9 protein-coding genes are annotated in these 16,110 nt (G+C 44.7%); 2 read left to right on the top strand and 7 right to left on the bottom strand.

Features of this window, described 5'->3' with window-relative positions; genetic code table 11:
- Window positions 1–98 precede the first annotated feature (98 nt).
- The 5 genes from Q4Q52_RS14120 to nagZ all read right to left on the bottom strand — a co-directional run bounded on the left by Q4Q52_RS14120 (window position 99) and on the right by nagZ (window position 10,875).
- Window positions 99–1,799, bottom strand: a complete 1,701-nt coding sequence (locus tag Q4Q52_RS14120; RefSeq protein WP_311990896.1) for a hypothetical protein — start codon at window positions 1,797–1,799, stop codon at window positions 99–101.
- A 10-nt stretch (window positions 1,800–1,809) separates the two neighbouring features.
- Window positions 1,810–4,050: a hypothetical protein gene (locus Q4Q52_RS14125; RefSeq protein ID WP_311990897.1), complete on the bottom strand. Its 2,241-nt coding sequence runs from the start codon at window positions 4,048–4,050 to the stop codon at window positions 1,810–1,812.
- Window positions 4,051–4,826: 776 nt separating this feature from the next.
- Window positions 4,827–8,609 (bottom strand): hypothetical protein, encoded by a 3,783-nt coding sequence (locus Q4Q52_RS14130; protein WP_311990898.1) that lies wholly within the window; start codon window positions 8,607–8,609, stop codon window positions 4,827–4,829.
- Between the two features lie 618 nt (window positions 8,610–9,227).
- Entirely contained in the window at window positions 9,228–9,767 is a 540-nt protein-coding gene (gene ycfP / locus Q4Q52_RS14135) for an alpha/beta hydrolase YcfP (protein ID WP_220590378.1), read from the bottom strand.
- Window positions 9,768–9,846: 79 nt separating this feature from the next.
- On the bottom strand, window positions 9,847–10,875 hold the full coding sequence (gene nagZ, locus Q4Q52_RS14140; protein ID WP_012089352.1) for a beta-N-acetylhexosaminidase: 1,029 nt from the start codon (window positions 10,873–10,875) through the stop codon (window positions 9,847–9,849).
- A gap of 385 nt (window positions 10,876–11,260) precedes the next feature.
- Between nagZ and Q4Q52_RS14145 the strand changes: the two genes are divergently transcribed.
- Window positions 11,261–12,637 carry an L-serine ammonia-lyase gene (locus Q4Q52_RS14145; protein WP_106650679.1) on the top strand — a complete coding sequence of 459 codons (1,377 nt, stop codon included), beginning with the start codon at window positions 11,261–11,263 and terminating at the stop codon, window positions 12,635–12,637.
- 118 nt (window positions 12,638–12,755) lie between these two features.
- Here the strand turns inward: Q4Q52_RS14145 and fghA are convergent, their stop codons facing one another.
- Entirely contained in the window at window positions 12,756–13,598 is an 843-nt protein-coding gene (gene fghA / locus Q4Q52_RS14150; RefSeq protein WP_106650680.1) for an S-formylglutathione hydrolase, read from the bottom strand.
- Window positions 13,599–13,773: 175 nt separating this feature from the next.
- The gene (locus Q4Q52_RS14155) at window positions 13,774–14,913 is read right to left on the bottom strand and encodes an S-(hydroxymethyl)glutathione dehydrogenase/class III alcohol dehydrogenase (RefSeq protein ID WP_025007830.1); all 1,140 of its coding nucleotides are present in this window, start codon (window positions 14,911–14,913) and stop codon (window positions 13,774–13,776) included.
- Between the two features lie 230 nt (window positions 14,914–15,143).
- Here Q4Q52_RS14155 and Q4Q52_RS14160 point away from each other — a divergent pair, with 230 nt between their 5' ends.
- The gene (locus Q4Q52_RS14160) at window positions 15,144–16,022 is read left to right on the top strand and encodes a LysR family transcriptional regulator (RefSeq protein WP_006086303.1); all 879 of its coding nucleotides are present in this window, start codon (window positions 15,144–15,146) and stop codon (window positions 16,020–16,022) included.
- Window positions 16,023–16,110: the final 88 nt, after the last annotated feature.

Below are 16,110 nucleotides of genomic sequence, written 5' to 3' on the forward strand. Positions count from 1 at the left end.
AATATGCAAGCTACACATTCAAAAGACAAAAGTAAAAAACCGGCATAGTCTGCCGGTTTCTGTTTTATTGCGCGATAAGTTGATTACGCGATAACCTGCTACTCGCTGATCATCTGACCATTATGATAGCGATACTCGGATGAGGGTTCGCCATTAAAGTAATACACCGACCTGCCGTGCAGTTGATTATCAAGATACTCATCACTTTGTAGCAGGCTGCCATCTTCGTTAAAACTGTAACCTTTACCCTGCAATTGACCTTTATCATCATACTGCATCTGCCCTAATAAATGGCCGTTGGCGGAAAAGGCTTGCCAGTGACCCACTTCGTGTCCTGCTTTATAGTGACCATGCCAGAGCTTAACCATGCTGTAGCTGCTTTCATCTTGCAGCAGCCATTGGCCTTCGCGCTGACCGTTAACATACTGACCTTGGGCTTGCAGCTGTTTATCAAAACCACGCAGTAAATACGCGCCATGTAACTTAGCGTTTTTATAAAACTCTCGGCGCATTATCGTGCCATCGGCTGCGATTTCTGTTTGTTCGCCACTCAGCTCACCTTGTTGGTTAAACTGCTCATTGCGCGTCGTGTCACGGGTTTGCGTGACCCACTTGCCGACCTTTAAACCTAAGTGGTATTGGCCGCTGACAAAACTGCCGTCCTCTACATTATCTTCCCGATAGGCACCGTGCATTTGACCTTTGCTATAGCTCGCACGTTGGACAGCGCCATTCCAGCCAATCCCAATATACAAGCCATCGTATTGCCCCTTGAGTTGTTCATCCCGTTCAAGCAGCTCACCAGCAGAGTCGAAGCGCTGACGTAAACTCCAGTTTTTCGCAGTATCACGCTGATATTGATGGGTTAACTTTCCAGTGCCATCGAAGCGCTGTTCAGTGCTAATCCGGCCTTTTGCAAGATATTGAGTATCGGTTTGAGTGGCGACATTACCGGCATTATCATAGGTAATATTCTGTATTTCGCGGCCAGCATTATCGTACTCTTGCTGCATGGCTAACAGCCCTAGCCCTTTAAAACGCTGCTGTAAACCCACCTGCTTGCCATGCTGATAATGTTTAATCTCTTGCAGAATGTCTGCGGCCTGATAACTCAACACTTCTCCGTGCATTTCTCCATTCAGATAATGCTCCTTGGTGAATAACCAGCCCTCTTTAGTCCAATACAGTCGTTCACCTTGGTATTTTCCCGCCACCATATTCACGCTTTGTTCTGGCTTACCATTGTCATAGAAGCTTTCATATCGCCCTTCCATACCGTTCGCACTATAGTTTGCGCGCGATGCCAGCTGGCCGTTGGCATGATAACTTTCTACCGACCCCAACTGTGCATCATTCACTCGATGCTCATGGCGCTGCAGTTGACCATTTTGATAGTAGCTTTTCTGCTCGCCGTTCAACTGGCCATTCTGGTAGTGGTACTCTCCCGAAAGCGCTCCGTCTTCCCAATAATGCAGATGCGTGCCCTGATAATGTCCTTGCGCATCGCTACTGCCCTTGCGAGACAATTGACCGTTGGGGTAGAAAAACTCGAAATCGCCAACGATAAAACTCTCGACTAAATTGGGATTGTTGACACTGCCCTTAAAAACCGGTTTATCCGTTTCTAAATAAAATAGCTGCAATGGCCACTCGCCATTTTGTTCTGTCGGCGCTTGCTCCAGATAATAAATGGCTTCGCCAGGTACATCGTTAAGCCGCCATTCTTGGTCGAGTAAAATTCGCTCAGCCAACAAATTAAACGACATAAGTAGCGCAGATAATAGTAATAAGACTCGCATTTTCTGCTCCTTAAGGTAACGCAGGGAATATATTAACCCACTGTTTATTCACAGGTTCTCCGCTTATCGAAAGCTGTTCTATTTGTGCTGCGCGCCCCGCCAATACAAACCAGCGTTGCTCACGTAATACTTGCTGCAACGGACGCTGATAAAAGTCACTGTCACCTTGCATAGCAGGCGCAAGGGGTAAATTCTGCGCATTTAAAAAACGATAGCGCCGCATAAATTCGGCGACGGTTTGAGTGGCATCAAGATTCGGCAGTTGAGTGATATCAATCAACCAGCTTTGCTCAGGTTGATACGCTAGCGCTTGCCATTTGGGCGTACCAGTACAGGCCAAGGTGCTGCTGACCTTGATGTCGTAAAAATTGCGGCGGATCCCATCGGCGCTGCTCAGTTGGTACTGCACAAACTTATCCAGCCCAGCACCAAAACCCGTGTTGCTGCTTGCGCTGGTGTTTGTCCATTGCAGTGTATGTCCGTTGACCTTAGGTGCATCGACCACACTAAGGGTGCACACCGCAGCCTGCTCGGACGTTAACAGCATGCTGACGCCATATTTGGCGACGATTTGCGGCTCAAGTAAGGCGGGATCAGCAGGTGTGCTAGGTTGCGGCTGATTATCATAGGACGCATACATATCATCGCTGTAAAGCAGTTGCTGCTGCGCCGGCGGATACGCCATATTTTGCGCGTAATCTAAGGTCGGCATAAAACGAATATTCTTAGTCAGTTCGCCGCTGTCAGTCGCAGTATTCACATAGAGTGTCAGTGTCGACGGCGCGGCGGCAAAGGTAAACTGTGTAATCGTTTCATATTGCGCCGATGAGGCCAGCGACAGCATATTTTGCTCTGCCGACGTTAGCCAATCCGGTCCAGTGGCTGGCGGTGGCAGATAGTGCACCATAGCGCCTTCGGCGCCGTCATAGCGCCTGTATAACCACGTTTTGTCAGCGCCGCCTCGCGATTTCAGCAGATAACTGAATGGCTTGTCGGTGATTGGCGAAAGTTCCAGCTGTAAATCTTCATACTGCAAGCTCACAGTTTTGTTGGGGTCGGGGGTCAGGTTAAGCTTGACCAGTTTCGCACCATGATAATGGGCCGTCGCGCGAAACTCAGCAACCTGAGCTAAGAGGTCATTTGGTGCATTCCAGCCAATAAGCAGATTTTGCTGCACAGATTGATGGAAACCATCCTGTTCTGGATAACTGTAACTGCCCACCTTGCTCAGTTGCAGCGGCAGCACAGTGCCATCCGCGCTGTATGCCGTGATATCGGTTAAGCTAAATCCGCCTTCGGGTTTAAAACCTGAAAAGTCATGATGATAGGTTAGATTTAATAGATCATCTTGCTGGTAAAAGTAACCCGCATCATAGGCAAACACAGCATCAAGGCCTAAGGTCTTATTGATGTCATCCAGCACAAAGTCAGGCTGTTTTTGATACTCAAAGGCAGGGAAATCATAATCAAAACCTAAACGCTGTGTTAAATCACCCAACTGGCGCTGCTGCGGCAACATAATAACGTTGCTGCGCACTGTGCCCTTATAGCCGTAGCGCTCAAACGGCGCTTCTGCCACTAAAGCTAACTGCGCTAACCAACCCCGCTCACGTTCTAACATCAGCTGACCGTATATTTTGGCTTGCTCGCCGTCACTTTCAACTTTGGCTAATACATGCGTATCAGTGACTTGCAATACAGTAAGTTTGGCATTGGCGTGGCCTTGATAGGTAGGAAGCGCGACGACCGCCCCCGCTTTGGCGGGTATGGTGCTAAGGAAGGCCGATGAGCTAAAGAGTTTTTTCAGTTCCTGCTCAAGCTCTGCGCCGCGTTCAGCCAGCAGCGCCTGCCATACCGGTTTGTTCAATGCACTGAATTCTTTAACGCTGCCATCGTCTAGATTTAACGTAAATTCAAATCCCTGCGAGAAAATAGCGTGCATTTCGGGATTACGATCGGCCCGCTGGCCACTACTGACGCCGCTCCCTTGACCATCGCGCATGTTCATATAATCGACATGCACTTGAAACCGACTGTTTTTGCCTGTTTCGAGGACCTTATAACGCAGCAATTGATGTGAGCTAGTATTAACCGTTTCGGTACGCTGACCATTGTCTACAGTGATGTTGGTGGTGCTATACAACTGATACGAGCGCTCTTCCCCTTTCTCAGGTGTGAACTCAACATCAGCATCCCCAAAAGAACAGGCCGATAATAAACAGCATGCAACTACGCTAACCAAGTACTTCATGGTTATTCCTTGTATCTCAAACAAATAGTAAGCGCCGCATTATGCCCTTTCACGCCCAGTAAATAAAATGCTTTGCTATTTATGCCAGTTCAGCACAACACCTGAATGCGCGACTAAAATATCCTTTTTAGATAGTCACAGGTACTGCAATGCCAATCTTAGGCAAGTTTTTAATGACGAATCCGGCATCAAGAACTGATGCAAACAGCGAGCTGTGCGGCATTAATTATCATTAATGCCCAGTGACTCTTCGATTTTTATTTAATAAGAAGTATCCCTATAGGCTCGACGGCGACACCCATCATGTCAACTATCACTGTAGCTGCAATGCCAATCCTAACTATCACTTTCGCAGTTCGTTTAGCTAAAAAGCTATTGCCCCAAAGCAAGACAACTGAGTTACGCAGCATTGATTGTCATTGTTTTCCCAGTGACACGCCGTAAACTCATCCCTGAGGGCTCGACGGCGACATCCATGTCGCCAACGGTCACTGTTGCAACAATGCCAATCTTAACTAAGTCCTTAATTCACAAATCCGCCCTAAACAGCTTTTGCCCCAAAACGTGTTTCAATCTATTGATGCTATCATAACTATATCTAATGAAAGTCACTGTTTTTTTGTTTGAAAAAAATACAAAACACTGGCCAAAATGACAATTTTATTACATTGTTGAAGGAAATAAAAATAGATGTCTTAATAGAATCTATCCCGATTTTTTAAGATAATCATATAAAAATAGGTCAGCTTCCCCATACATTACTAATGTATTAATTCTTAAAAGTCAGCTCCAATCTTTATTACTATTCTTCCGTTTCCATTATCTGTGTATTGAGTGATGAAATGTCGAGCCTTAAGTACAGATAGAAATTCAATAACCTGATCTGCCATCATCGTTTGAAAAGTAGCCTGAACTTTTTGCGTAAGCACTTTTCTGACTTCTTTTTCATCAAGATAATTAAGAAGATCTAAAAGTTCGATTTTTGTGCTTTGATAGTTTCGGGCATATCGACTCAATAAAGTTAACTTAAATGGATCCGGTTTAGATGATTTTAAAACCATCCTCAATACCGAAAGAGGCACATTAACTTCATCTAGAGTAGAAGTATTAGATAGTGTAATAAATTCACAAATGATTTTTGCACTCAACTCATCGCTAAGTTCACTTGAAGTTATAGATTCTCTAAGTAGTTGATTAAAAGCTTCATTGTCTTCTTCTCTCCTCATATAGAAGCTCATGTTTTCAGCTAGTTCACTTTGGTATTTTCCAAACCAAAATAATATAAACTCTAAATTACTGGAAGATACTGGAAAGTGATACAGAATATGAAGATAGCTATCCATATCCAACGGAAGTTTTTCGTTTTTTACTAACTGTCTTAAATTGTTGACCGATATTCTTTCATCCAGCAAGTCATAAGGGATAAACAGTTGTGAGGTTATAAGCCTGTAAACATCTTCAGTGAAACTAGAATCACAAACAATCTTGCTATAGATGTCATCTGACACTTCTTTGGGCGGTTGTGAGTTTTCACTTGACAAGACTTCTGCATGACGAGCTAGGTAGTCGTGTAGAACATGTGGATTGCATTTAGTGCTAACGTATTTAATCAAAGGCGACCAGTTAGGTGCTACTCTGTCATGTTTATACAATAAGTCATGGAGTGTGAGTGAGTTCTCATCGGCATTTAATGGAGCGCTATTTAATACTTCAAAATGCCCTTTCACGATAAAATCCATATGAGTTATGATTTCGGCTTTAAGGTTTATGTCAACATCCTCATTATTGAGCATAGCTAGTACACTTTCGCGACCTTCGGTGGAGAATAGGAAAATCTCTTTAACAAAGCTGTTGATGTTTGAATCTACATAATCTTTAATTATTCTGAGATTGTATTTCAGAAGTAAATACCAGGGTGAGTTGGCAACTTCTTCAGTAAGTAAGTCTTCCTGATTTATTTTTGCTACGACTAGGCTACAGAAGTTCTCTTTGCTAAGAACATACATACAATTGTCAGCAATAAATTCAGCGGCTGCCTGTCCGACTTCGCTCGTCACTTCCACATTGTCGAACATTACTTTTAATAATTTAGCATTGTTCATGAATAGAGCAACTTGCTGTAATTCGAGTTCATAAACTAGGCTCCAACCACAAAACTGAATATATTGCTTGAATTCGCTTTGTCTGTGAGACTTGCTTAAATCTGAATAGACCATCATGGACGTAATGATTCGTGTATGCAGCAGAGTTTTTTCGGTTTCTTGTAGCACCTTTAGCATTTTGTCTTGGTGTTCAGCAATTTTTGTTGCGGAAATTATAAAATAATCAAAATTCTTCTGATCTTCAAATCGTTGATCAATAATTTCCATTACTGAGATAACTTCCTCGCTTTTTCTGCTTAAAAGGCTGTTGATAATATCGTCAAAGACTGCGGTATTATTATGAAGAAGGTAAGCTAACACTTGGTGATGAAGTGCACCGTCACGATGAGTGTAAGAGTTTTCGATGAGTTCTCTCGTAACGTCGGTAACATTCTCGATAATACAAGAGTCATTGGCTTCCAAGTGGCTAATATGTAGACCGACTTTTTTGATATACTCATTATCTTCAGCTGATATCGATCCCTTATGGAAAATGGATCGGTACATCATAAAATCTTGCATCAGATAACCATTAATTATCAGGTAGTAAAGCGCATCAAAACCGCCATATTTAAGGCTGTCGAGCACTGTTCTTTCTTGTTCTTTAGAAAGAATGTTTACGTCATTGATAGCTTTTATGTAGTCACTTGCTAGTGAGTTAAATACTTCCTGCCCATTAAGTAGCGTTAACTCTGAAAGGGTTATTTCATTTCGTCTACGAATGTTCTTTCGGACTTCAGAAATATCCTGCTGTAACTGTTTAATAACATTGGCTCTAGCCTCCCGCGTTAACTCTTTTCTTTCCTTATATTCCTCGACGATTTTACGAATCTCTTGTGGTTCTAGTGAGACTTGTGTTTGCTTATTGTTAGGTCCTAAACAAATATTGTCTGTTGAAAATAAGTCGATGAAAGCCTCTTCATTTGAAACTAAGCTATCTGAGTCTTGCATTATCCAGTTGTAGGAATAGCCTTGTACATTTTGCTTCCAAAAAAAATAATGAGGTCTTAGGTTTTTAGGAATCAAGCGGGATAGTATTTCATCACGAACATCTGTAGAGGTAGCTCTTAACTCACTCTTTGCACTATCAAGTTTATTTTCAAGTAGTGCTAATTGTGTATCGAGATTCGAGAAATGGCCAACATGCAGTTTCTTAGTGCGAAAATCACGCATATAAGAATATAAAATACCAAGCTTTTTATCGACGAGGTTGTAATCAAGAGCAAAAAGATTTTTATAAAAGATTAATGCGAAAAGCTTAGGTTTGTTGGACTGATTGTCTACAATATCCATAAACAGGTTGTATTCGTTAGTAATATTTTGAAGTGAGCGCATGTCAATAATATATTGAGAGGCCCCTCGTAGACATTGAATGTGTTCTTCTGGAAATTGAAGGATTTTGCTTTTTAGGATGCTGTAAGCATTGCGGCTATCCATTATCGGTACAATAGGGACAATGAAGTCAAAGAACTTAGTTCTTACATCTGCTCCAAGAAAAATATCATCCTTGACTGCATATATAAATCTAACAGGTTCGTTATTCTTTCGATTGTTGTTAACTATTTTATTGATTTCTCGAAGTTTTACGAATATGTCGGATGTCCCTAATCTGTCGAGATCTTCAAATACTACAGTCCTGTATTTGGAACGAGAAAAAAAGTACACAATCTCATCAAGACATGTATTAAGAAGTGAAGAAGGGGACTCCTGTTCCTGAACTTCAGTATCACCGGATAGAAAGGCTATTTTACTAAGCTTTAGCTTCTTGTCGAAGAACCCTGCTCTAGAAGCTGACTGGGTCAAATAATAAAGGGCCATAAGGAATAACATGCCGATGGCTATAGCTCTTAAAATAAAATGCTCTTTGAGCGAGTCCTCTAAACTCACTGGAAGAAAAAGAAATTGACCGCTAGCGTCAGTAAAAATTAAAGCTACTAATACCAGTATTGGTATAGAAATTTTAGCTAATGATATAAAAAGCTTTAAGACATGCTTATCATTTCGATCTTGAATACGGTCAATACGAGAGTCTGGAACAGTATCCCTATCCACTTTATAAAGAATTTGCTGGAGAATACTGAGTTCTACTTCTCGGGGATCATGCTTTGCCTCTATTCCTGCAATATTAAATCCGGCCAAGGAGACATTTACCGAAAGTATTTTTTTATGAAGCGAAAGAAAGGACTCAATGACGGTGCTCTTTCCTGAACCATAAGGCCCTGTAACGGCAATATTCTTTACGTCATCTTGTGAGAATGCAAAATCCAGCGCTTCAAAATAAGGTATCGTGCTTTTATCATTCTTTAGTTTAGACGTTAGAGAGTCATATTTAAGAGTTGAGCTAGACTCGTCTCTGCCTGCATCATCATTAGTATTGAAAACCTTTAGCAAATCTGTATTTGGAATTTTTTTAGTCATAGTTTTTTAGATTTTGGCAGAGTAAATAGGAAATCAAAGGTAATATGACATGTTTATAACTTAAGGTAAATGACTGTACAGTATCGTGATTTTTCTGTTTGAAAAGAAAGCGGGGATAAATCTGATAAAAAAGTGCCGCGTTGATGCCCACAGAATTATTTAACTTCATTAGTTAACTTATTGTGACTAGGAATATTGCTTACTGCATTAAAAAATAGACATAGATTTGCTAATCAATCGCACCGAGTTAGACTGATTGCTCTAACTGGTTTCTGTCCCAAAGTGTGTTGCGTATGTCTTTTAAATCTACAGGTTACGTGAATGCACGAAAGGTGAGCCATGGTGATTGGCGAGACGACCGTCCGCCCCATGGACGGGGCGGTCGAGCATCCAAGGATGGACTAGCAGCGCGTCGGTGAGTAAATACCATGGCAAGCCTATATGCGGGGATATCAGCCAACACTAAAATCCTACTTAATCTATCCCCAATAGTCACAGTCATATGTCCGCCACATGAAGTACGAAAGCCAAACCATAAGGCGGAATAGCCGATGAGACAAACCCACTCCCCTCTTAAATAGAAAAAGAGGAGTGATACTTTTATTCAATCGATATCAATCAAGCCAACTTAAAGGCTTTTATTTTGGGCAGATGGGCAGCGAGTTGGGGGAATTTGTGGGGTTGAACGTCATCCCAATCAATCGAATAATAGGCGCTTAATTCACTGGCGAGTTGCTGATTATCGAACATCTCATCATTCACAGAAAATATGCACATGGCCTTGTGAGTATTCTTTTCACGAAATTGCGACACGCACTTATTGGCAATATCGGCATATTCTTCTGGGCGATCAATCTTGCCCTGCATATTATCTTCTGGGTGCAAATTAGGATTAATCAGCACAGATTTAAGCCCATTTAAAAAACCAATGCGCTCGGCCCAATAAGCGCCAAGTCCCACGCCGACCATTAACGGCGCGGGATCGTCGCTATGCTTCATTTGCTTAGCGACTTCCTTGAGCAAGTGTTGCATGTCGTGCTTAGGATGCAAGGTGCTGTAACTGATCAAACGTACATCAGGGTCGATAAATTGCAGCTGACGCATTTTTTCGTGATTACCTGGGCTAGTCGCATCAAATCCATGAAGATAGAAAATCATATCAAGGCCTTTTAATCATTTTTGATTACAGTGAATTAACTAACCCTAGCAAAAGAGTGATCTCACACCTTGCGCTACATCAAACTTTCGCCTGTTGGGCCAAACAAATTTGCTCGGCAAGCTGCTTCGCGTTTTCCCAACGGGCGGTATTATCGAGCGCTGCGGCCGTTTGTGCGGCATTGGGTTTAAGTAAACTTGCTGGATACTGCGGCGCGCTCGCTGGCCATGTAAAGCCATCCAGCAGCGACATCACGCCCGCATTGTCATTGCACACCAAAATCATATCGCAGCCGGCAGCTAACGCCGCGCTGGCCCTTGCACGGTAATCGCCCGCAAATCCTGCGCCTTGCATGCCAAGATCGTCGGAGAAAATCACCCCATTAAAGCCAAGCTCTTTGCGCAGCACTTGTTTTAGCCAGTATTCAGAGAAGCCCGCAGAGTTGGGGTCGACTTTAGGATAAACCACGTGCGCGGGCATCACGCCTAATAACTTCTCTTTTGCGATCAAATCTTTAAACGGCAGGATATCCTTTGCAAAAATCGCCTCGGCATCACGCTCATCAATGGGTTTCTCGTAGTGCGAATCCGCCACCACACTGCCGTGTCCGGGGAAATGTTTACCCACAGCGCCCATGCCTGCGGCGGCCATACCCGCAATAAAGCTTTCGGCCAGTGTAATGACCTCAGCGGGCTCTGGGCTAAAGCTGCGTTTACCGATGACTTGACTCACGCCGTTTAAGTCCAATACGGGCGCAAAACTTAAATCGATATCGCAGGCCAGTAGTTCAATCGCCATCAAGAAACCCAGCTCACAGGCCCAGCGTTTGGCTAACGCTATATCACCTTTTGCCGCAGGTAAAATGTCGCCCATGGCGGGAATAACGGTAAAGCCATCGCGGAAGCGTTGTACTCGACCGCCCTCATGATCGACGGCAATTAATAGTTCAGGGCGGATTTGGCGTATCTGTTGTACCAGACGGATCAACTGATCACGGCTTGAAAAATTGCGGGAAAATAGAATTAAACCACCCACCTGTGGATGGCGTAGCATCTCAGATTCTGCCTCACTGACGTCCAACGACAGTAGGTCCAACATTAAATAGCTCATACTTCTCCCTAAAAATTTTCATTAATACTCAAAAAATAACCACTCAAGCCATAAGTAGTCCGCGCTCACAAAAATGCTCAAAAAAGCGAACCATCTGCCCTTGTAGCGCTTTTAAAGCCTGTATTCTTGGCCATAAAATGGCCAGCAAAAAAGTCCCAATTAAGTTCAGCTTATCCGAACTATATCGAATTAAAAAAACTAATGTGAATTGTCACACTAATCTATGGGATACTGAGGTTAGAGTATCACACAAGCAGATTTCGCATGAAAGAGCGCCGCCATTGACCAGAGTTCACGTTGAAGATTAGCGTGCTTCAATCTGCAGAGCGAGCAATCCCATGCACTCAGACTAAAATAATAAACAAGACACAACAGGACTTCTATCATGATTAGCGTATTTGACATGTTCAAGATCGGCATAGGTCCATCGAGTTCACATACCGTCGGCCCAATGAAAGCGGGCAAAATTTTTATGCAAAACCTGACTGACTCAGGACTCGTGACCCAGATTGATGAATTAAGAGCCGAGCTCTTTGGCTCCCTCGGCCAAACAGGCAAAGGCCACGGCACGGGCAAAGCAGTGATTTTAGGCTTAATGGGTGAAGATCCAGAAACCGTAGACACTGACAGTATCGACGGCATTTTAGAGCACGTCTCTAAGGACGAAACCTTAACCCTGCACTGTGGCAAAGTGGTTAAATTTACCCGCGAGCAAGGCATTACTTACCACAGACGCAAAACCTTGCCAGCACACGCCAACGCCATGACCCTGTACGCTTATTGTAAAAATGAGTGTCTTTTCGAGCGTACTTATTATTCTGTCGGCGGCGGCTTTATCTTAGATGAAGACGAAATCAGCCAACGTAACGCATCCCCAGCATCACAAATCGAAGCGGCACCTTTTGATTTTGGCAGCGCAGCGCAATTATTAGAATTGTGTGGCGAACAAGGTCTGAGTATTTCTTCTTTGATGATGGCGAACGAACTGAGTTTAGCCACCGAAGATGAAGTCAAAGCCAAGCTGTGGAACATTTGGCAGACCATGAAAACCTGTATCGAACGCGGCTATCAGAAGGAAGGCATTTTACCTGGCGGCTTAAAACTGCGTCGCCGCGCCCCTGCCCTGTACCGTCGTTTGAAAGCCGAAGGCCGTAACAATGTCGATCCATTAACCGCTATGGATTGGGTCGATTTATTCGCCCTGTCGGTCAATGAGCAAAATGCAGCCGGCGATCGCGTAGTGACAGCACCCACAAACGGCGCTGCGGGAATTATCCCAGCAGTATTATGCTACTACGATACTTTCGTACAAGAAGTGGATATTGATGTCTGCGCCCGTTACCTATTAACCGCCGCCGCAATTGGTATTTTGTACAAGAAAAATGCCTCAATATCTGGCGCCGAAGTCGGTTGTCAAGGTGAAGTCGGCGTAGCCTGTTCTATGGCCGCAGGCGCACTGACTGAAATCATGGGCGGCACGGTTGAGCACGTTGAAAACGCAGCTGAAATCGGCATGGAACATAACTTAGGTTTAACCTGCGATCCTGTGGGCGGTCTAGTGCAAGTACCATGCATCGAACGTAATGCCATGGGCGCGATCAAGGCGATCAACGCCTCTCGTATGGCCCTACGTGGTGATGGTAACCATAAGGTTTCACTGGATAAAGTGATCAAAACCATGATGGATACCGGCAGAGACATGCGCAGCAAATACAAAGAAACCGCCAAAGGCGGTCTAGCGGTAAACATTGTTGAGTGCTAAGTGCTGAGTGTTAGTTCACTCCCACTAATCGCTTAAATCGCACCATAAAAAATGCCGCCACTCACAAAGTTGCGGCATTTTTGTTTTAGCTCATCGGCATGAATGCTGAATCGACGATTCAGGCCTTAAAGTACAAACTATGGAACTTAAGGTGTTCTTCAATAAAGCTCGCGATAAAGTAGTAGCTGTGATCGTACCCCGGCTGCATCCGCACATCTAAGGGATAACCCTTGGTATGGGCGATATCCACCAGCGATTGTGGCATTAATTGGGTGTCTAAAAAGCTGTCAGCTTCACCTTGGTCAATCAGTACTGGCACTTCGCTAATCGCGAGCTTAAGCAACTCGCATGCATCATACTGGCGCCAATGTTCACGATTCTCACCTAAGTACTCACTGAAGGCTTTAATGCCCCAAGGCGCATTACTCGGATTCGAAATCGGGCTAAAGGCCGAAATGGAGCTGTATCTGTGCGGATTACTCAGGCCTATCACCAAAGCACCATGACCGCCCATCGAATGGCCTGATATAGCGCGCTGGGTAGTCACAGGAAAATGGGCTTCAATCAACGCCGGCAACTCGTGGACTATGTAATCGTACATTTTGTAATGACGATTCCACGGTGCTTTGGTCGCATTGAGGTAAAACCCCGCGCCTAAGCCTAAATCGTAGGCTTTGTCCGCCGCATCGGGCACATCGTCACCGCGAGGGCTGGTATCAGGGGCGACAATCGCCATCCCAAGTTCAGCCGCCATCCGCTGGGCGCCCGCCTTCTGCATAAAGTTTTCATCTGTGCAGGTTAGGCCTGAGAGCCAATACAGCACAGGCACAGGTTTATTCACCGCTTCAGGTGGCAGATAAATAGCAAAGCGCATCTCGCAGTTTAACGACTGAGATTGATGGCGATATTGCTTATGCCAACCGCCGAAACTCTTGTTACAACTGATATTTTCTATGGTCATACAAGTCCTTTTAAGCTCAATCTGTTAGCGCTTGGTCATAGCGCTTGTCTTAGAGTTAGTCATGGCATTTGTCTTAGCGTTTGTCATCTGCTCTGTGCAACACAGCAGACAGATTTGCACCTGCCTGCTGGTTTGTCACATCAAGCTGAAGCATCAAGTTAGCGTGCGAAACCGCTTATTTATCAAAATGGATCACGCTACGGATGCTCTTACCTTGGTGCATCAACTCGAACGCTTCATTGATTTGCTCAAGTCCCATAGTGTGGGTGATAAAGTCATCGAGCTTGAACTCACCAGCTAAGTAACGCTCAACAATGTGTGGCAGTTCCGAGCGCCCTTTCACACCGCCAAAAGCAGAACCGCGCCACACGCGGCCAGTAACTAATTGGAATGGACGGGTTGAAATCTCTTGCCCTGCACCGGCAACACCTATGATTACCGACTCGCCCCAGCCCTTATGACAACACTCTAAAGCGCTGCGCATCACGTTGACGTTGCCGATACACTCAAATGAGTAATCTACGCCGCCGTCGGTCATTTCAACGATCACCTCTTGGATGGGCTTATCGAGTAATTTAGGGTTGATGCAATCGGTCGCGCCGAGTTTTTTGGCTAACTCGAACTTAGATTCGTTGATATCAATGGCGATAATGCGGCTGGCTTTTGCCATCGTCGCCCCAATGATCGCCGATAAACCGATACCGCCGAGGCCGAAAATCGCCACGGTTGCGCCTTCTTCCACTTTGGCCGTGTTCATCACAGCGCCCATGCCGGTAGTCACGCCACAACCTAACAGACAAATTTCTTCTAATGGCGCGCTCTTATTGACTTTCGCCAATGAGATTTCAGGCAGCACAGTATATTCAGAGAAGGTCGAGCAGCCCATGTAATGGAAAATAGGTTTGCCATCGAGATAAAAACGCGTGGTGCCATCGGGCATTAAGCCTTTACCTTGGGTCGCACGAATTTTTTGGCACAGGTTAGTCTTGCCCGATAGGCAGAACTTACACTCGCCGCACTCGGGAGTATAAAGTGGGATCACATGATCGCCCACTTGCACGCTAGTCACGCCCTCGCCCACTTGCTCAACGATACCGCCGCCTTCGTGACCTAGAATCGCTGGGAATACCCCTTCAGGATCGTCACCGCTCAAGGTAAACGCGTCCGTGTGACACACGCCCGTGGCCACAATGCGCACTAAGACTTCGCCCGCTTTTGGTAACATCACATCCACTTCTTCAATCTTCAGTGGTTGTCCTGGTCCCCAAGCAACAGCGGCCTTTGATTTAATAAACTGCGGTTTTTCGTTCGACATTGTTACCGTCCCTTGATAGGTAATAAGAGAAAATTATTGTTGTAATCGATTCTACTTAAGCTAAAGCATCTTGGTTCAAACATATTGGCTCAAACATACCGACTCTGCATACGCTGATGCCCATTGCACTGATGCGACTGCACTGATGCTAATTAATAATAAGATTGTATTTGTTTCTCAGCGAGAGACAATCTAGTATTCAAGCAATTCATTTTTACTGAGTAACAACAATGTATCTCTGGGATGGCATTTCTGAGTTTGTCGCAGTGGCTGAGGCTGAAAGTTTTACCTTAGCGGCGCAGCGACTGAATATCTCCACCGCCCACGTGAGCCGCCAAGTCAGCGCCTTAGAGAATCGCCTCGGCACTAAGCTGTTTTACCGCACTACTCGTAAAGTGTCGCTAACCGAAGAAGGCACCATTTATTATCGTCATTGCCGCCAATTACAAACCGGGTTGGAAGAAGCCGAGCGCGCCATCTCAAACCTAAAGGACTCACCCCAAGGCTTAGTCAAACTCACGGCGCCCGTGGCCTATGGCGAGAAATTTATCATGCCGTTACTCAATGATTTTATGGTGCAATATCCCAGTGTTGAGTTTAGTGTCGACCTCACTAATCGCACCTTGGACTTGATTGAAGGTGGTTACGATCTGGCCATTCGCCTCGGCAAACTCGCCGACTCGAGTTTAATGGCCAAACCCTTAAGCAGCCGTACTCACTATGTGGCCGCCTCACCGAGTTATGTGGAAAAATACGGCCAGCCCCATACGCTATCAGAGCTTAGCCAGCACAATTGTTTGATCGGTAATCATAATTACTGGCGCTTTGTGGAAAATGGCCGCGAGCGTAATATCAAAGTCCGTGGCAATCTCAATTGTAACAGCGGCTACGCATTAAGGGATGCGGCACTAAAAGGCATAGGGATAGTTCAACTGCCTGATTATTATATTGAAGATGATATAAATGCAGGACATTTACTGTCCTTACTCGACGGTCACCGCGAAGCCAAAGAAGGCATTTGGGCGCTCTATCCGCAAAACCGCCACCTGTCGGCCAAGATCCGCGTATTAGTCGATTATCTCGCCGAAAAACTCATCGAACAGGACTAATGTGTTGTTGAGCGATCGTTTGTTGACCAGTTTGTTGCTAACAGCATCTTGTGAAGCGCCTGTTGTTGAACAATCTATTGCTGAGAGG

Source organism: Shewanella sp. SP1S2-4, assembly GCF_031932075.1.
GTDB lineage: Bacteria > Pseudomonadota > Gammaproteobacteria > Enterobacterales > Shewanellaceae > Shewanella > Shewanella baltica.

Bases quoted from the DNA above. Each gene is read 5' to 3' on its own strand.
- fghA (WP_106650680.1), bottom strand. From the start codon at position 13,598: ATGACCATAGAAAATATCAGTTGTAACAAGAGTTTCGGCGGTTGGCAT.
- Q4Q52_RS14130 (WP_311990898.1), bottom strand. From the start codon at position 8,609: ATGACTAAAAAAATTCCAAATACAGATTTGCTAAAGGTTTTCAATACT.
- ycfP (WP_220590378.1), bottom strand. From the start codon at position 9,767: ATGATTTTCTATCTTCATGGATTTGATGCGACTAGCCCAGGTAATCAC.
- Q4Q52_RS14145 (WP_106650679.1), top strand. From the start codon at position 11,261: ATGATTAGCGTATTTGACATGTTCAAGATCGGCATAGGTCCATCGAGT.
- Q4Q52_RS14125 (WP_311990897.1), bottom strand. From the start codon at position 4,050: ATGAAGTACTTGGTTAGCGTAGTTGCATGCTGTTTATTATCGGCCTGT.
- Q4Q52_RS14160 (WP_006086303.1), top strand. From the start codon at position 15,144: ATGTATCTCTGGGATGGCATTTCTGAGTTTGTCGCAGTGGCTGAGGCT.
- nagZ (WP_012089352.1), bottom strand. From the start codon at position 10,875: ATGAGCTATTTAATGTTGGACCTACTGTCGTTGGACGTCAGTGAGGCA.
- Q4Q52_RS14120 (WP_311990896.1), bottom strand. From the start codon at position 1,799: ATGCGAGTCTTATTACTATTATCTGCGCTACTTATGTCGTTTAATTTG.
- Q4Q52_RS14155 (WP_025007830.1), bottom strand. From the start codon at position 14,913: ATGTCGAACGAAAAACCGCAGTTTATTAAATCAAAGGCCGCTGTTGCT.